12 protein-coding genes and 6 pseudogenes are annotated in these 17,172 nt (G+C 58.2%); 2 read left to right on the forward strand and 16 right to left on the reverse strand.

The features are described from left to right. Window positions 1-289 precede the first annotated feature (289 nt). Together AC0L3N_RS32210 and AC0L3N_RS32215 are read right to left on the reverse strand one after the other, a co-directional pair. Window positions 290-852: pseudogene (locus AC0L3N_RS32210) on the reverse strand (OmpW/AlkL family protein); the annotation flags it as partial. A 148-nt stretch (window positions 853-1,000) separates the two neighbouring features. Further along, window positions 1,001-1,309, reverse strand: a pseudogene (locus AC0L3N_RS32215) (prolyl oligopeptidase family serine peptidase); the annotation flags it as partial. A gap of 73 nt (window positions 1,310-1,382) precedes the next feature. Between AC0L3N_RS32215 and AC0L3N_RS32220 the strand changes: the two are divergent. Further along, complete coding sequence (locus tag AC0L3N_RS32220; RefSeq protein ID WP_473547938.1) at window positions 1,383-1,703, forward strand: GNAT family N-acetyltransferase; 321 nt, start codon at window positions 1,383-1,385, stop codon at window positions 1,701-1,703. Between the two features lie 552 nt (window positions 1,704-2,255). Here the strand turns inward: AC0L3N_RS32220 and AC0L3N_RS32225 are convergent. Next, window positions 2,256-2,645 (reverse strand): annotated as a pseudogene (locus tag AC0L3N_RS32225) (transposase); the annotation flags it as partial. Window positions 2,646-2,820: 175 nt separating this feature from the next. Between AC0L3N_RS32225 and AC0L3N_RS32230 the strand changes: the two are divergent. Continuing rightward, window positions 2,821-2,922, forward strand: a pseudogene (locus tag AC0L3N_RS32230) (transposase); the annotation flags it as partial. Window positions 2,923-3,032: 110 nt separating this feature from the next. On the opposite strand, the pseudogene AC0L3N_RS32235 reads toward AC0L3N_RS32230, so the two are convergent. The 13 genes and pseudogenes from AC0L3N_RS32235 to AC0L3N_RS32295 all read right to left on the reverse strand — a co-directional run. Then, window positions 3,033-3,246 (reverse strand): annotated as a pseudogene (locus AC0L3N_RS32235) (ISNCY family transposase); the annotation flags it as partial. Between the two features lie 250 nt (window positions 3,247-3,496). Further along, the gene (locus AC0L3N_RS32240) at window positions 3,497-6,217 is read right to left on the reverse strand and encodes an HAD family hydrolase (RefSeq protein ID WP_473551616.1); all 2,721 of its coding nucleotides are present in this window, start codon (window positions 6,215-6,217) and stop codon (window positions 3,497-3,499) included. Between the two features lie 847 nt (window positions 6,218-7,064). Then, window positions 7,065-7,739, reverse strand: coding sequence for a tyrosine-type recombinase/integrase (locus tag AC0L3N_RS32245; RefSeq protein WP_473551617.1), 675 nt, complete (start codon window positions 7,737-7,739; stop codon window positions 7,065-7,067). A gap of 148 nt (window positions 7,740-7,887) precedes the next feature. Further along, window positions 7,888-8,586 (reverse strand): tyrosine-type recombinase/integrase, encoded by a 699-nt coding sequence (locus AC0L3N_RS32250; protein ID WP_473551619.1) that lies wholly within the window; start codon window positions 8,584-8,586, stop codon window positions 7,888-7,890. Between the two features lie 577 nt (window positions 8,587-9,163). Further along, the gene (locus tag AC0L3N_RS32255; protein WP_473551621.1) at window positions 9,164-10,042 is read right to left on the reverse strand and encodes an SMP-30/gluconolactonase/LRE family protein; all 879 of its coding nucleotides are present in this window, start codon (window positions 10,040-10,042) and stop codon (window positions 9,164-9,166) included. Further along, on the reverse strand, window positions 10,043-11,176 hold the full coding sequence (locus AC0L3N_RS32260; RefSeq protein ID WP_473551623.1) for a mandelate racemase/muconate lactonizing enzyme family protein: 1,134 nt from the start codon (window positions 11,174-11,176) through the stop codon (window positions 10,043-10,045). It abuts the gene before it with no gap. After that, window positions 11,173-12,261, reverse strand: a complete 1,089-nt coding sequence (locus tag AC0L3N_RS32265) for an NAD(P)-dependent oxidoreductase (protein WP_473551624.1) — start codon at window positions 12,259-12,261, stop codon at window positions 11,173-11,175. The genes AC0L3N_RS32260 and AC0L3N_RS32265 overlap by 4 nt, the downstream gene beginning before the upstream one ends. Next, window positions 12,254-13,018 (reverse strand): 2-phosphosulfolactate phosphatase, encoded by a 765-nt coding sequence (locus AC0L3N_RS32270; protein ID WP_473551626.1) that lies wholly within the window; start codon window positions 13,016-13,018, stop codon window positions 12,254-12,256. Before AC0L3N_RS32270 ends, AC0L3N_RS32265 begins: the two co-directional genes overlap by 8 nt. Continuing rightward, the gene (locus AC0L3N_RS32275; RefSeq protein ID WP_473551627.1) at window positions 13,015-13,947 is read right to left on the reverse strand and encodes a ribokinase; all 933 of its coding nucleotides are present in this window, start codon (window positions 13,945-13,947) and stop codon (window positions 13,015-13,017) included. Before AC0L3N_RS32275 ends, AC0L3N_RS32270 begins: the two co-directional genes overlap by 4 nt. Then, on the reverse strand, window positions 13,947-14,717 hold the full coding sequence (locus AC0L3N_RS32280; RefSeq protein ID WP_473551629.1) for a GntR family transcriptional regulator: 771 nt from the start codon (window positions 14,715-14,717) through the stop codon (window positions 13,947-13,949). The genes AC0L3N_RS32275 and AC0L3N_RS32280 overlap by 1 nt, the downstream gene beginning before the upstream one ends. A 99-nt stretch (window positions 14,718-14,816) precedes the next feature. Continuing rightward, a pseudogene (locus AC0L3N_RS32285) lies at window positions 14,817-15,058 on the reverse strand (TCP-1/cpn60 chaperonin family protein); the annotation flags it as partial. 208 nt (window positions 15,059-15,266) lie between these two features. After that, window positions 15,267-16,046 (reverse strand): class I SAM-dependent methyltransferase, encoded by a 780-nt coding sequence (locus AC0L3N_RS32290; protein ID WP_473551630.1) that lies wholly within the window; start codon window positions 16,044-16,046, stop codon window positions 15,267-15,269. 264 nt (window positions 16,047-16,310) lie between these two features. Continuing rightward, window positions 16,311-17,011, reverse strand: a protein-coding gene (locus AC0L3N_RS32295) for an IS6 family transposase (protein WP_473551631.1) whose coding sequence is annotated in 2 segments (ribosomal slippage) — window positions 16,311-16,807 and window positions 16,807-17,011 — 702 coding nt in all. Because the reading frame shifts where the segments join, the coding sequence is not laid out codon by codon here. Between the last annotated feature and the right edge of the window lie 161 nt (window positions 17,012-17,172).

The raw sequence follows: 17,172 nt of genomic DNA on the forward strand, positions 1-17,172 counted from the left end.
CGGCCGGCGGGGGGGCGCGGGCGGGCGCCCGCCCCCCCCGGGTTTTTTACTCCCCCCCGCGCCGTCTTCTTCCCCTTTCCGCCCCCCCCGCGGGGGGGGCCCCCCCCCCCCGCAGCTCTTCTGTGTTGGCCCTTTTCCGGCGGCGCAGCGTAGGCGGCAATCCTTCTAGCACCGCCGTGGCATCCCGCAACCCTTCGCTCTCGCTCCGGGTCCTTCTCTTCGTTCCGGTCCTTCGGATGCGGTCCGCCTGCACGGCGGCCCTTCCGGTCGCAACCCGCCCACCCGCGCCGCCCCAATGCTGATCCACCATATAGTCGAACCCGACCTGCAGCGCCGTGCCAAACGTTTTTTTACCTTGAGAGCATCGGCGCTGCCGGCTTCTTGGTTATAGAAGATCGTGTAGTTCACGCCGGCGCCGACATAGGGCTTGAACGCACCGAAATCGGTAAAATGGTACTGCAATGTTAGCGTGGGCGGCAGCAGCCAAACCTTGCCGATATTGCCCAGCGCGCCGATCGTTCCTTGGCCGTCGATGTTGGCATAGGTCGTGCCGAGGATGAGCTCGGCTGCGACGTTGTCCGTGAAGAAATACGAAATATCGAGTTCCGGCGTCACGGTGTTGGAATACGAAAGACCGGAGCCGGACACCGCGTTAACGTAGCCCGAATCCTCAGTGATGACCCCCAACGCGCGCAGGCGGATCTGCCAAGGGCTTGGCCATTCCGTAAACAAGGCACCCTGATCCGGGTCGCACGGTTCTGGAAGGTCTGCCGCGGCCGCCCGCTGCCCTACCAGCATCAGGACGACGGCCGCTGTTACTCCCCGCGCCCAGTTCATTCGTTTTGTTGCCATGATATTGTCTCCTCGCTCTCAGAAATGATAGGCTTCACTGTAAATAGTCCTGCAGTATTGATTGAGATCGACAGAGCGCAGGCGCGCATTTTCGTGAACCGTGTACGGATTATTTGCACCGTTCTCGCAGTCATCGACCTGTACTCACTTATTCGAAGTTTGCTCCTGTCGGGCTCCCCGTTTTATGAACACTATCGGCGTGCCAGCCGATCGCGCTGCGAAGAAAATTGGTGCCAAGACTGATGAATGCGGCTTGCTCGCGATTGTCCTTGCCGTAGCTGTGCCCGCCGGCGCTGGGCTCGTAGAAGTAAGCGGGATAGCCAAGAGCTTGCAGTTTTGCGGCCATCTTACGCGCGTGGCCTGGGTGGACGCGGTCGTCGCGTCTCATGGTGGCGAGCAGGATAGGCGGATAGGGCTGTCCCGGCGTTGCGGCGTGATAGGCGGAGATTTCCTTCATTCACGCGCTACTCGATGAACTCTCTGGCGGGAAAGCGCCCACGCCCGACGTCGTCAGACAAAGCGCGGAGACAGTGCTTGCCGACGCTGGCGTGGTCGCTGTGATCGCAAGTGCAGATGACGAGCCGGTCGGCATCATGGTGCTGAATGAATGCACGGCGATCTATGCAGGAGGCAAGTTCGGCTACATTTCGGAGCTGTATGTTCGACCCGACATGCGCTCCAAAGGGATTGCCCCTCATCTGCTTGACGTCGCCTCGCAGGAAAGCCGTGCTCGTGGTTGGACGCGACTTGAGGTTGGATCGCCCGGGCAACCAAAATGGAAGCGCACGCTCGATTTCTATCTGCGGAACGGGTTCGAGGAAGTCGGCCCTCGGCTCTGTCGGATAATCTAGACTCAGAGTGTCTGCTGTGGACTGGCTCAAAGCAACCTGCCGCACAGTCGAATGCAAAACTCCGACTAGCGCGGCAAACTTTTGCGTTGGCCCCGGGGCCATTGAACCAGCGTGACAGATGAAAGTGACTTGTCACACAAGGCTGGATTTGCATCCAATGTGGCGGAACGCGAGCGGAACCATCCTAATGCTACAGCCGAATGGTCGATAGTTGGCCATTTTCTCAGGTTCGGGCCGTCGGTGCCTCTTTGGCATCAGCGTTTTGGCTTTGGACTTCGTCACGTTCTGCGACAAGGCGGGCATTGTGACGCCTCTGGCGATCGACCTCCGTTTCGGCTTCGAGGATACGCGTCAGCAGAGCGGCGTTCTCGGTTACCAGGCGCCGCTCTTCGATCTGCAGAACCTGGATCAGTCATCGCTGCTGGGCGAGCTGCCGGGCCCGCTCGGGTGCGGCCTTGTCTCCAGACGGCGATCCGGGAATTTGAACAGTTGTGTGCATCAAGTTCTGCAAAATGGCTTGGCAGTGACGGCCGCTTCAGGCGGCCAATGCCCTCAGGCTCTCCTTCTTATGCTCGTGTGCTCGCGCAGATGCTCCATGTTGAGGTAGCGGGTCGCCTCGAGCCAGGTCTCATGGATCTCCACGGCCAGCGCCCGCACCAGCCGGAGACAGCTCTGCGGATTGGGGAAGATGCGCACGACCGGTGTGCGCCGCTTGATCTCCTGGTTCAGCCGCTGGGCAAGCGGCAGCCGATAGAAGCTCAGCGTCTCCTCGATGTTGTATTCCACCCAGGTCACCAGCCTTGGGTACTTGGCCTGCCATTTGGCGATCCATTGCGCCAGATCGCGCTTGAACTCGGCAAGATCGCGCCGGTCGTAAAACCATCTGAGTTCCATCAGGCAATCGTCGTCGACCTTGCGCAACGGATCCGCGCTCTGGCGCAACCGGGCAGGTCGCAGGGGCGGCCAGCTGCTAACGCGAGCTCGCAGCTCATCGAATACATCGGCCTGCCCGCACTTGGCGTGCTCCCGGTGCCCCTGTCCCGGATGGTCGCACCATACGCCGAAAATCGATCATCTCCAGCGGGGATCGGATGGCACCGTCATGATCATACCGGTTACAAACCCGATCGAGCGCCTCAACGGCGAGATCAAGCGGCGCACCGAGGTCGTCGGCATCTTCCCAAATGATGACGCCATCGTCCGCCTCGTCGGCGCGATCCCATGCCGGAGAGCGCGGCGACCAAGCCGTCAGCTACACCACTCCCAGGGACACGATCCTTCTCGCCGGCCGGGGCTGACTGCTCCAGGACCCGCCCGCCGTTCGGTCTAGGCGATGATCCGCTCGATCAGCGGCCGGTAGTGACTTGGCCTGCCAGAGTTCAACGGCCGGGCCAGGGTCTGCTGCTCAGCCGCCCTGCTAAGACAGCCCAAGGTGGTGCGGTGTGATCCTGAGCAGCTCGCGGTAGTGCTTCACCCGTTTCGGGCGGCCGCGGGTATATTCGATCGCCCGGGACCGCTTCTTCGCCGCGCGGCATTGATCGTGCATTGTCTCTCGTCCCATCTCCCTTCTGTCTGCATGTCTCTGCAGCACAGGCTCAATGGCTGGCCTGAATACTACCGACGCTTCGCCGACATCCTCGCGGATGCCTGCGCATGGCTCGGGGCCGACGGGGATCGCTACTCCGTCATCGTAATGGACTTTACCATCTACTCCTTGCCAGTCTCCCGGCGGACCCTCATAGGATCTGAACAGTTCGCCAGTTCGGTCGTCGCCGGCGCGCACTCGCCTATCCTCAGAAATTCGGAGCCCGTGAATCACCGCTGCGCAGGCGGCATGAATTTTCCTCCTTTATTGCGAGGCACCTGACCTCCGGATCAGATGCCCTCGAAACCAATGGACGAAAGATCATATGATAATAATGAGGCGTTCTGAACTGTTGCAAATCAACGGGACGGATTGTCGCAACACTTGCTTGTGACAGGCACCGGTAAATCTCTCCTTCCCGGTTGATTTCTTCCAGATCGAGAGAGATCGACAGACTCCTACACAAGCTTCTTGCATCATTCAAAAGCTGTATATCTTCGATTTGCAACCACTCGTAGTGCTCCCCTAGGTGTATTTTCACACTGGTGCCGCTTTCATATGGCAGCCTAATGGAGAAATATCCGTCATGCAGATGGTGCGCTCTAAGCAAGAAGACCTCGGACTCTCGTGTGCTCCTTATTGAGACTTTCAGAGGTGAAAACCGCACATTCATATCTTCTGGTCTTAAATCAAGTTGGAATCTTTTTTGCACCAGTCCGCTGAATGCGAAGTCAAGCCCCAAGCTGCGCGTTTCAAATGCACCCAGCTGATAAGGTGAGGGCAGGCACCTCACATCCTGCCAAGCTCTGTCTAGATCATAGAGAGTCTTCGTGCGATCTGGCCCCATAAACTTGTCGTTCTGGAAGCCCTTGAAATATTCCAACTCCGCTTCGATAGGCATGTAGCTATGACGAAATAGAGCTGCGTGGGCGGCCCGCTGCAAAGTAGAATATTCGTGCGTCACACCAGACTTCGTAAAAAACGACATCGCATCTTTGATGAACCGCAAGCATTCATCTTGAATTTTGGCAACCTTCTCGTACTGCCTCTCGCTAAGTTTGATCTCATCGAGAACTGGCTTGCCGTCCAAATCATAGTCAACAACCATTCCCTCCCTGAAGATGCCGCATTGCTCGAATAAATCGTAATCGCAACAGGACGACGTAATAAGTGCTTTTCCGTTTGCGGGGCGGAAAGGTTCGTCGGAAGCCACCAAATAGCGGCCAAGTATGTCGACCTTCAATTCTTCTTTGAACGACCGAATCAAATATTCCTGCGTTCTACCGTAATAACCTACGTCTGCCAAGATAATGGTATCGCCCTCCTCCAGATCCAATTCATTTGACATATATCGCATCAAGCGGGCACGCAAAGCGAGGGAGTTCTTGAATATCAACTCCATGACATCCTCGTCGTGCAGCAACTGATGGAACGCTGTTTTCGGATCGCAAGATTGATTGGCAATCTGTATTAATAATTCTGCCACTTCGGGCGGGAGCAAAAGTTGTTTTGCAGTGTCATGAAGATTGTCATATAGGGGATCGATCCCGCTGATGTAGTAATCGACATCGGCGCGGGTTTTGAAAGAGGCCGCAGTAGCATGAAATTTGCGGATTCGTATTGGTTTGCCGACGGGTTTGCGCGCATAGGCCTCACACGCAGCTGAAAGAAGATAAGCATCACGCAACAGAAAGAAAACTTTTACTCGCTTGCCCTGCTGTTGAAGCGCCTCCACTTCGTCCATAAGAAAACGCGCATAGGCGTACAGCACCGGGCCAAACGACATGTAGCCGATCACCGTCTCAGGCGCGTACGGCCGCAGGTTTGCTACAGCAAAAATTGGTCGAAACGGACTATAGGTTGGCAGAACAACTGCTTCCGGCGCGGCCTGATCGAATACAATCAACGACGATGCCGCGTGCTGTAGGCGCAAGAAGTCCACGATTTCACGATCAAACGGCAGGAAATGCAGCGCACGTACGCCCAATTTCCGCGGCGCTTGCGCATCGGCTACACCATTATCGCCGATGTGAAGTAGCTGCGATGCAGGCACGCCACACTCTTTAATTACGATCGGAAAAAGGGCATTGCTCTTCGACGTTCCATAATCGACAGAGCAGTAAATCTTGTTAATTGACTGCATAACGTCCTCAGGCAAATGCCGAGCCAAGAGGCGCCTTAACTCGTCTTCGCGCAAATAGGTATCGCTTACAATGATAATCTTGATACCACGGGCGTGCGCCAGCCTGATGAGTTCTACGCACGGTGAGAATGCAAAGCAAACATCCATTTCGGTTCGGATTTCCGCCTCGGCCAATAGCCCCCGTTCCTCACCAGAAAGCGATGCAAAAAGCCGGTAAATATCACCGAGATCGATCTCCCCGGATCCATTCTCTAATCGCTTCGCTCGATAGGCACGCGCAGCAGCGCTAACGCGTTGGTGAGGAGCTATCCCTAACCTTCGTGCGACGGGATTATCAGCGAGCACGGCAAAAACGTCTGCAGGTGTCGCTGTCTTGCGCCACAGCAACGTATCGAAACAGTCAAGTGAAAGTACCTTTACGGATTCCCCAATGTCGTCTAGGATAGTGTGGATATCTTTGACTCTTATTTGAGTCTTATGATTCGAGAGTAGGTGATCCGCCGGTTTTTGCTGTTGGGCGATCTTTTCTGTTAGACCGCCGCCGTCTGGAACCATTGCACTAGGGTGACCGGTAAGCCGATAGAGGTCGTCTCCGCGAAGACGCGACAAGATCTCGCCAAGTAGGTCATGATCCGACGGATGTTCCAAACGGAACTTATCGGAAAACTGCTGGTCACCATCGGCTTGCTTTATCTTGGCGGCCAAGCGCTGTAGTATAAGCTGCATATTTTTCTCCTTCGCGCAGGCGCAATCGTTCTGACTGAGGACTTCTTTCTTGGCGTCCACTCTTGGGTCTAGGCCCTCCGCATCGCGAAATTGTCGAGGTCAACCGGCAACCGCTTTTGCTACGAAGTTCCAAGGAGCCCGCAATTAAATAGACATATCCTGAACTGTTGAGGGACTTGGGTTAAACCAGGTCTGCCGAGCAAAACTCCGCTGCCCTACCGGCAGACGATCTCTATCTCATCGTTTATCCCTGTTCTGGCAGAAATGAAATGCGGCTACCGTCGAAATACATCCGACCATTGGTTGACCCTCTGCGTCTAATCAAGCCTTTGACCAAAGAATATCAGTTATAGATGTCCCGTCAACGTGGCAACGGCAGCGTGATATTGTATGCCAAGTAGTTGATTATATTGACAAACAACTGCGTGTGCATGCACCGAAGCTTTGTGACGTTTTGATGAAGAAAGTTAAAAGATGATGCAGGTTAGCGTTAGCAGAAGCTCCATCTGACGCGGCATAAGGTAACTGGCGAGAGATACACCGCTGGCGCCATCGTGCGCCAGGGCAACCAGCACTCGAGGTGCTGTCACGTTGTCTGCGTATGAACGCGCTGAAGCAGTATGCGTTGCTATCAGCAGAGCGCACTCACGGCCTTCCACTCCGCCATGGCGTTCACACGGGTGAAGATGGATTGCAAACGCGGAGGGTCTTGAGAGAGGGTGAGCGAGGGTCGCGGTCGAGTAGCTCAGCCATTCGGCTTTCGCCCTCACAGATCCGGGGGGCGGATTTCCCGCACCAAATGTGTTCGAGCACATTTGATGCGTAATGTGGCTTAGATAGAGATGTGGCGTCGGCCGCCGCGGGCCGGAGGCGGGTGAGGATGCCGAGCGCCACATAACAAAGCGGGTTACAGGGACCGAAGGAAGTCCATCAGCGCCAGTTGATCACGCCATCGTTTTGGAATCTTGCCGAGACTCGGCGCCTCGCATTTTTCGAGCGCCTTAGCCCTGGTCTCGAAGTCGACCTCTGCATAGACGTTCGTGGTGTCCAGCGAGACGTGCCCGAGCCATCCGCGGACTGTGTTGATGTCGACGCCGGCGCGCAGGAGATGGCTCGCCCTGGTGTGGCGGATGGAGTGAGGGCTTACGCGCTTTCTCGCCAACGACGGCACTGTGGCGATGACCTTGAGGCCATAACGCTCGACGGCGGTATGGATCCCGAAGCGAATGATGGGTTGGCCGCAGCGATTGAGGAAGACGGAGCGAGAAGGGGCTCCGTCAGCGACGAGGCCCGTAACTCGACGACGGTGGCGGTCCACAATGGGCAGTGTCGCTGCTTGCTGCCCTTGCCATGGATTTTGACGCTGGGGACGTTCAGGTTCAGGTCCGCCACCTTGACCGACCGCCTGTGACGCTCTCGCATCAGTGTTGTAGAGGAACAGCAGCAGGGGCGCAGTCGCCGACCCTGCTCCGTCCGCCGATCTGGAGCGGCGAGGAAGGCGTCGATCTCCGCCTTTTCGAGGCAAGGAACGACCACCTGATCGGTCTTCTTGAACGGGATCGAACGGATCTGGCCTGACCATTCGATGTGGACGGGGCTATGCTCGCCGACAAAGCCAGCGAACGCTCGAACGGCGGCAAGACGTTGATTGCGGGTGGCGATCGAACATCGACGCGTCACTTCGATATCGGTCAAGAAGGCGCGGATTAGCTCAGCCGATAGATCGGCGATCAATCGACTTGCCGAAGCGCATTCTGATTACTTGCCGGTGATCGACAAAGCTGGCGATAATTTCTGAAAGGACCATTCCAATCCTCCCAGATCGGACGCCCCGATCTCGCGCAGCCCGGCAAGGTCGGCCCTGGCGTAGGTGCGGGTCGCAAGGGGCTGCGATGGCCGAGATGGTTCCCGATCTCCTTCAGGCTCAGACCTTGCGCAACAAGGTGGGTGGCGCAGGCGTGGCGAAGTCCATGAGGGCCAAAATGCATCGACTGAACGCCCAGGGCGCTCAGTCGGCTTGCAACCACATGGTACACTGCGCTCGCCGACAGCGGCCGGAACGGGGCCTTGAGGGTGAGGAAGACCTCATGGCGACGGCAGCGGGGCCGCACCAGCTGAAGGTAACTCACAACAGCGTCGCCGACGGAGGTCACCAGGGGGTAGTATTGCGTCTTGCGCTGTTTGGACCGGGTCACCTTGATGACCTCTCTCGTCCAATCGATGTCTTCGAGACAAAGACCGCGGACTTCGCCGCTTCGCCGTCCGTAGATCGCGAGCAGCTTTAGAAACGCGTGGTCACGGACGTCACGCGCGGTCCTGTCCCCCGTGCTGCCATGCCTGGCCCATCGGCGAAGCTTCTTCCCTGAACCGTCGCGGCGCGTCGATCGCTGCGGCGATTCCGGGGCAACACCATTGTCGACGCTGAGCATGGCGGAAGAACGCGCAGGGCGCGCGCGCTCGTCGCGACCGACACCCGACCCGCCACGACCCTTTACGTCGAGGAAAGCGTCTACGTCTGCAACGGTGATGTCGGCGATCGAAGAATTTTCGACGCCTAAATGTTCGAGGAAAGTCTCTACCTGCCAGCGTTGGTTGGCTAGGTGCTCGCCGAGGCGCTGGCGCGAATTTGTAGGGAGCGAAACGCATGATGTGCTCGGCGGGCAATATGCCGTCCCTGATGAAGCGGCGGATCTTAACGTGCGAGACAGCTGCGTCCGACATGCTGAGCCACTCGCCATTCTTGTCGGAGGATCGGTAGCCGCTGCGACTAGCGGCTTAGGTTAGTTCAATCCATGATCCGTCCACTGTCGCCGGCCCGCAGGAAACCGCCCCCACGTCCTTCAAAAGGGTCCAAGAGATCGCCACGCAGATTGTGGACAGCTCCCCACGAAACCGGTGAGACCGCTCATCACCCTCTCCAGGTCATCGGGATTGAACGACGTCCCACGCGACTAGACTAAGACTAAGACTAAGACTAGAGCCATGTCCTTGGGGTCTTGCACCCAGCTAGACTCTGCAACTGAAGGGCGGTCGGCCAGCCTGACCGACCTCAACGCGGAAGAGGTTGCCGGACTCGGGAAATCGAAGAAGTTCATCAGACGATTGCCTGGTTCGCCGTGAGGTTATGAACAGTGCTCTCAGATCTTCGCCGCCAAGTGCCACGCAGGTCGGCGCCATACTCGGCATATCCACGCGATCTGTGAGGTGACCATTTCGATCGATACGCACGACACAGCCGCCTCGTAGCCTGGCGCTCCAGTAGCCCCCTTCAATGTCCACGGTGGCGCCATCAGGCGATCCCGGGGCGATGTTCGGGCCTGCCAGCGGGCCTATCTCGGCAAGACCCGCAAATTCCGGAGCCAAGGCGAAACGCCGGATGGTGCCTTCCGTTGTGTCGGTGAAGTACATGATCCGGCCGTCGGGCGAAAAAGCCAGTCCGTTGCCCGCCGCTACGCCACCGAAGAGCGTGACGACCTCGCCATCGGGCGCGACGCGATAGACGCTTCCGACTGGCTCACGGCTGCGTTCATTGTATGTGCCCAAGACGATCCCGCCGTAGGGATCGATCGCGGCGTCGTTGACACGGGTTTGCGCAAGATGCGGCTCGATCTCGGCCACTTTTGAGAAGTCGGTGAAGGTCGGGTCCGTGATAACAACAGACTTAGGAAAGCCAAGCACGAAGCCGCCACGCGCGCGTGGAAAGACGAAGGCAGCACGATTGGGAAGTTGCCGCACTGCTGCAGCCCTCCCGTGGTCGTCCCAGCGGAACACGCACTTTGCTTCAATATCAGTCCACCATAGGCTCTGGTCCGATGCGCTCCAATTGCATCCTTCGCCCAGCAGGTTGCGGCAATCGAACGCCGTGTACGCGTGATGAAGCCGCATTCACTTTGCACTCTGCAGATTCCGCTTCCGCAGTTCGGCAGGATCGACAGCGAAGGGTTCGAGCTTTTCGTGCTCGAACACCACCCCATGTCCGGGTGCCTCAAATGGGAAGGCCACTCCGTTCTCTAGGCGAAGCGCCGTCTGAAGCACGCCCATCTCGGAGAAGCTTCCGCCGTGCACGCATTCGAGGATGTCCGCGTTGTCGATCGCACACATCACCGCGACGGACAGTTCGGACATGTAGTGGGGCGCCATGGTGCGGTGGAAGGACGCTGACAGATTGGCGATCTTCAGCCACTCGCTGATACCTCCGACGCGGCACACGTCCGCTTGGACGACGTCGACGGCGTTGGCCTGCAAATAGTCGGCAAACTGATGCCGCGTATATAGGCTCTCGCCGACCGCAATGGGCAGCGCTACGAAGCCGCGGAGGTCGGCGTGCCCGCGAATATTTTCGGCATGGAGGGGCTCTTCGATCCAGCCAAGATCGAACGCCGCGAGTTTCTGCAGTCGGATCATGCAGTCGGCCACATTCCAGCGCTGATTGGCATCGACGAACAGTCGTCGCATGGGACCGATCAGTTTCTTCACGGCTACGATACGATCGAGATCTTCTTCGGCGTTGTCCCGACCGATCTTGATTTTCACCGCCTTGTGGCCCGCTGCCAGGAAACCATCGACCTGGTTGAGTAGAGCGTCGCTGTCGAGGAAGAGGTCTATGCCACTGCCGTACGTGGGGATGCTTTCACGCCGCGCGCCGAGCAGACGGAATAGGGGAACGTCGTACCACTTGGCTGCAATATCCCATAGCGCGATGTCGATCGCGCCCAATGCGAGGGTGTTGATGCCCCCGGTGCCGCTGCGATGCAATTGGCCATAGAGGAACGACCAAAGTCGTTCGGTCTGTCGCGGATCTTGTCCGACAAGCATCGTTCGGCAATAATCATCGATGAGGGCGAGGACGGCGCTTCCGCCAATCCCTGTTGTGTAGGCAAAGCCCTCGCCAACGATCCCAGCGTCTGTGGTCACGCGGGTGATGATGAATTCGAGGTTCGCGACGCGGTGTGTGGCGTCCTCCCAGGAGACCGTCGGTGGGATGTGATAGAGGCGCGAGGCGACATCGATGATTTTCAAGGCACGGTCCTCCCGACCATCGTGAGAACTTCGGGGTTCGACAGATTGCCAGGTTTGCCGGCCAAGAGCCGCTGCAGGTTTTGCACAATGCCACGGGTGTGACGTACGCGCATTTCTTCGGTCCACGCGGCGATGTGAGGCGTCGCAAGGACGCGCGGATGAGTAACGAGCGGATCCCTCGCCGAAGGCGGCTCCGTGTCAAAGACGTCTAGCGCGGCCCCAGCGATCTGTTCGCGATCCAAGGCTCGCAGTAGCGCGCCAGTGTCGATAAGACCTGCCCGACCGGTGTTGATGAGATACGCGCCGCGCCCCATCCGATCGAGCTCATCTGCGCCGATCATGCCGCGCGTTTGCGTGCTGAGCCGCGCGTGCAACGTCACGATCGCCGAGCGTGCCAGAAGTTCGTCGAGTGAGACCGGTTCGACCCCGAGGGTTCTTAGCTCGTCGTTATCGACATAAGGATCATGGACGATAATGCTCATGCCAAAGCCGGAAAACTTCTCGGCGACGACACGACCGATTGCGCCGAAGCCGACTATACCGAGTGTGCGACCATGCAGCTCGATGCCCTTGAATGCGAGTTGGGGAGAACTCGCGCCGCGCCCCCACACCGTGCCACGAAAAAATTCATCCCCGACGTCGAAGTCAGGGGAGCGGGACCTAATCCATGCAGCGGCAGGGATAAGGTGTCGAGTAAGCCCCAGCGCGAGAGCAACCGTGAACTCTGCAACCCCGTGATCCGTTCGTCCGACAGTGTACAAGACGGCGATCCCCCGCGCCGTGGCGGCCGCCAGATCGATGTTCGCTTGCGGGGCCGAGCGCACTGACAGGATGACGCGAAGCTGAGGTGCGGCAGCCAGCAGCGCCTCGTCAAAGCACTCATATCCCGCTATCACAACCTCGGCATCAGCAATTGCGTCCATTAGCTGCTTGCGATCACAGAACCACTCGCCGGCTGCCCAGCCGAGCAATTTGAGATCGCTCATCTCGCGGAGCGAGGCGATGCCCTCCGGGCTGAGATCTGCTGTGGCCAGGACACGAGGTCGGCCGCTGACCAATCTGATGGCGTCTGGGTTATTAGGCACCGAGGAGATAAACCGGATGGTCGCAGTTTTTGCCTTGAGTGGTCACGACCGGAACGATTGTCGATTCGTCGATACGCGCACAGAACTCCACGTCGTTCTGTCGACGGTTCTCGATGAATCGGCGGCCGGTCATCGAGCTCATTAATACCTTCACTGCACTATTCTGCGAAATTGTGAAGCCGTGAGCGAGCGAAGCAGAGTCGTCGAGTTCGACCGAGCCATCCGTCGCAAGTTCACAAAACCGTGAAACGATCATTCCGGCGCAATAGATATCTTCAATCGCGATACGCGAGTTGCGCAGCTGGCCCGAGCAGATGATCGTGATATCTGCATTGCGCGCCGGCGCCTCCGCGAGCGCACGCCGGGCAACCGCATCTAAGTTTCTTAGCGAACCAATCAGCACCAAAGCCGCGCCTTCGCGATCTGTCACGAGAATGGCCGGCGTGCCATTGGCCGTTGCCAGCATCGCAGAGCGGCCCGACAGATCGAGTCGGGACAGGAGGGACGGCGAGGGCTCATAATCGAATCCGATGGGCGGGGATCCATCATCCTGCTCCGCGCAGATAACGCCATTCTCGCCCACGGTGGCGCGCGCTTTGGCGACGTCCGAGCGAAATCCGCCGACAAACACACGTTCGCTGCCAGCGTCGAAAAGTCCGACGAGAGCTGTCGTCGCGCGGATCACATCCACGATAATGCACACGTCTCCGGCAATAGCCAGGGGGCTGGTGGGAAGGAAAGCAACCTTAATCTTCATGCGCAAGCGGTCCGGGTTTTCATCAACTCAGCGATCTGTCTCTCACCGGGCAATGCCGGAACCACGAGCTTTTTCGTGACTGCGAGGGCACCCGCTGCGGTGCCCCGGCGAACGGCCTCAGCGAGGGTTAATCCGCTGGCCAGCCCTGCAGCGAGTGCCCCATTGAATGCATCTCCGGCCCCGGTGGTGTCGACGACGTCGACCGGGTAGCTCGCGATTTTGGTCATTCCGTCAGGCCCGGCAATTAGGGCACCATCCGCTCCCAGCGTCATTACCACCTGTCCGACACCGAGACCGCGTAGTCTTGCCGCTAAATCTGCGTCGGCCTGCCGATCGTCCGCCTCGAGCCCCAGCAACATGCGCGCTTCGGACTGGTTCGGGGTTAGGATGTCAACGTCGGCAAGGATCTCCTTTGGCAGGGCGCGGCCAGGTGCGGGATTAAGGATAGTCGTCAGTCCCCGCGCCTTGCCGATGGCAAGCGCGCGGGCCGCCGTCTCGACTGGGATCTCGAGCTGTGTGAGTAGGATGCCTGGGCTTGTCCAGGTGGCGGCGAAGGTTTCGACATCGGTCGCCGTGAGCCGCGCGTTGGCACCGGGATCAGTGATGATGCGGTTCTCGCCTGCGGCGTCGAGAATGATGATCCCGGCCATCGTCGGTGTCTCGGCCATTTGCCTCACCGCCGAGCAGTCGACGCCTTCGGCGCGCCAGAGTTGCAGTGCCTCGTCACCGAATTTGTCGGCGCCAGCGCCGGCCAGCAGTTTGCATCTGGCGCCGAGTCGCGCAGCTCCGATAGCCTGATTAGAGCCCTTGCCGCCATTTCCGAAGGCAAACCCCGACCCCAGCAGGGTTTCGCCCGGCGCTGGCACGTCGCCCACAATCCAAAACGCAACTCCGTACGAGCCGACCACATAAACTTCGCAGGTGGGCATCATCTGCTCCGGCCGATTAATTGGCGAGGTTGAGCGATCGAGGCGCTCTTGCGCTCGATCCAGCCGGTGTAAATGTAGCGATCGGCCCGGTAGGACGAGGACGAAAAGTAAATAACCCGATCGGCTGTGTCGAAGGCGGTACGGTCGATTTGCAGCACCGCAGTGCCGCTCGACACGTCGAGTGCTTTTGCCAGTCTGGCACGGGCAGTGCCCGCCCGTATCTCCTGCCTGGCTCGGGCAAGCGGCACACCAAGGTGCTGCTCGAGAATCTCGGTGAAAGAGGTGTCGGCCAGGTCGAGCTTTTCCATGTGGCGCCCGATTGCCGCGACGAACGAAACCGTCTCAACCGCTACGACCTCATCGTCGATTGTTCGCACGCGCTCGATGGTCAAGACGCTCTCATCGGTCGGCACGTTAAGTGCGGCTGCAACCGCGGCGTCAGCGGAACGCCAGTCGACCGTCACATGCCTAGTCCCCGGCCGAAAGCCACGGGCTACGGCTTCTTCCGAAAACCCTGAAAAAGTGAGCAGGTCCCGGCCGATGTGACGCTTGGCAACGAACGTCCCCTTGCCAGCGCGTCGATGAAGCAAGCCTTCACCGACAAGGGCAAGCACCGCCTGTCGCACAGTGCTGCTGCTGAGCTCGTGCTGCTTCATCAACTCCATCTCAGTGGGGAGCTGATCGCCAGCATTGAAGACGCCGGTCTCGATCTGAGACCGAATGACATCGGCGAGCTGAATATGAAGTGGAGTTCTACCGGGCTGAATCATGCGGTCTCCTCAAGCCGAGTCATTGCTATCACAGGCCTTGGGTGGTGGCAATATTCGGTTATTGCATTCTTGCAAGAAAAACGCGTGCGCCTTTGAACGAACCTTGGCGGGGTCGATCGCGCCCTGGCTGAAGAGATCGCCGAATTCGTTGGCCTGGGCGTTCCAGCCATAGCCGAACTCCGGCTTCTTTCGCAGCCTACCGACGACGATCGAGCCTTGCGCACCAGCATTCTCGGCGATCTGGCGCACCGGCGCCTCGATAGCGGCCGCACGATCTCGACACCGGTCTTCTGGTCGAAGCTGTCGACGTCGAGCGCCATTGCTGCCCTGAGCAGGGCCACGGGATGTGTTGCAAAGTTTTTGGTAACCAGGCGCATGGCATTGGGCTCCGGTGTCTGAGGATCGGCTCGGCCCGCCCGAGCAACCCTCGGACGCGCAGTGTAGGGCGAGCCATCTCACCGGCAGAAGCGGACATACGGTCTTACGATCTATCAATACGCCATTTGATTTCAGTCGAGCCCTAATGTTTGAAGAATACGTTAACATGCATTACAAATGCAGCACTCGTGGAGGCTCCTGTTCCATCTTTTCGATAACCACCACACCTCGGGCAAACTTTATGTTCGATAGCGACTTTGCGATATCAAATACCGAATACTCGGTCAGGCCAGTTGGGCCGTGAACCAGAAAACCTTGATAGGTATAATCCTCAAATACGCTGTTCTGCACGTCGATGAGCATCTTGAAGAAGTCCGTGGATGTGACCGGCGCATCGCGATAATCATCGGTGTTGCTCCAGTACATGCACTCCAAGTCTTCAACGAAGTAAATGCCGTTGTTCTTTAGGCCGGTCATAAAAAGCGCGTTGAACGAGGCGATTTGATGAGAGGCGACATGGCTTCCATCATCGATGATGAGATCGAAAGGGCCGTACTTCTCGACAATTGATTGAAGAAAAGCAGAATCACGCTGATCACCAATTTCCACATGAATGTTGCTGCCCGGGTTGTCTGACTTCGAACATTGCGGGTTTACATCGACGCCAACAATCCGGGCGCCCACACCAAAAAAACGGCTCCACAGGCGGAGAGATGCGCCTCGATAGACACCAATTTCAAGGACTCTCGGCCGCTTGCCACGGAAGCACGAGAATTCCCGATCGTAGACGGGAAAATATCCAAGCCACTTATGCCCGCCAGGAATACTTGACCACATCTTGCCGGATGTCGTGTTCTCGATGTTTTCAAAAGGAGGTGTTTTGCTCCCCTTCCAGGTAGTCTTGCGGAGCATGTCCGGGGACAGCATGTTGTATGAGCTTTTTAGCGCCATCGTACTCTCGATAAGTGGAAATCTGAACCATACAAGACGCGTGCCAAACGCCCAGTGCTGATTTGTCTTGTCTATCCCGTCTGGCACGTGTCGCGTGCCGGACAGAATGTCGTAACTCCGACATCGGATCGCAGGCGTTCCATCTGGATGTCGTACTTCTTAAGCCTGCAGCCGATCTGGCGCCTCGACGACAGGCCATGTCGAGGAGGAGGTTCCGTTGCAAAGTTTTGTCTGGTCAGAGAATTTGCCAGAGTGGTGGCAACCTCATGCGGCAGCGAGGATTTCGAACTGCTCGGCGAGAGACGGGTTCGGATTGAAGGCGTACCGCGCCTGTCGTTTGCGCATCATGTGGACCATCTCGATGCCGGACAGGGTGACCGCGGCGGTGTGCGTCGATTTGAAACCGAGCATCGGCCGCACCCGGCGCTTGATGCGCCGATGATCCTGCTCGATGCAGTTATTGAGGTATTGGCTTTGGCGGATGCGGGTCGGCTTCGACCGGCGCCGGGAGCAATCCTGCAATCGACTTGTGGCATCGCAGGAAACAATGGCTTCCCGGTTGGTCTGACTGCCGTCGATGACGATGCGATCGGGACGGCCATGGCGTGCCAACGCTTTTGTGAAGAAACGGTTGGCGGCCGGCAAATCCCGGTATTCACTGAACCAGAACTCGACGGTGTCGCCGACGCTGTCGATGGCGCGATAGAGGTACATCCATCGCCGGCGGACCTTGATGTAGGTCTCGTCCGCATGCCATTTGCGGTCACGGGGCGCTTGCTCCGGTTAAAGCGTTCCATCAGCAGCGGCGCGAAATGAACGACCCAGCGATGGATCGTTGAATGATCGACACTAATGCCACGCTCCGCCATCATTTCTCGAATATCGCGTAGGCTCAGTCCGTAGGCCAGATACCAGCGAATGCAAAGCAAGATCACGGATTGGTCGAAATAGCGGCCTTTGAACATCTCAACTCTCCGAGGAACACCGGAGCCCAATGCCATGCGCCTGGTTACCAAAAACTTTGCAACACATCCCAATCGAGAGGTTGCCTGATGAGCGAGGACATGGAGGTGCGCAACTTCGCGCTCAATACCCGGCGCTCGCAGCAGGTTTCGCTGTTTGCACG

Source organism: Mesorhizobium sp. WSM4807 (genome assembly GCF_055811615.1).

Bases quoted from the DNA above. Each gene is read 5' to 3' on its own strand.
- AC0L3N_RS32245 (WP_473551617.1), bottom strand. From the start codon at position 7,739: ATGGTCAGGCCAGATCCGTTCGATCCCGTTCAAGAAGACCGATCAGGT.
- AC0L3N_RS32250 (WP_473551619.1), bottom strand. From the start codon at position 8,586: ATGCTCAGCGTCGACAATGGTGTTGCCCCGGAATCGCCGCAGCGATCG.
- AC0L3N_RS32255 (WP_473551621.1), bottom strand. From the start codon at position 10,042: ATGCGGCTTCATCACGCGTACACGGCGTTCGATTGCCGCAACCTGCTG.
- AC0L3N_RS32270 (WP_473551626.1), bottom strand. From the start codon at position 13,018: ATGAAGATTAAGGTTGCTTTCCTTCCCACCAGCCCCCTGGCTATTGCC.
- AC0L3N_RS32275 (WP_473551627.1), bottom strand. From the start codon at position 13,947: ATGCCCACCTGCGAAGTTTATGTGGTCGGCTCGTACGGAGTTGCGTTT.
- AC0L3N_RS32280 (WP_473551629.1), bottom strand. From the start codon at position 14,717: ATGATTCAGCCCGGTAGAACTCCACTTCATATTCAGCTCGCCGATGTC.
- AC0L3N_RS32290 (WP_473551630.1), bottom strand. From the start codon at position 16,046: ATGGCGCTAAAAAGCTCATACAACATGCTGTCCCCGGACATGCTCCGC.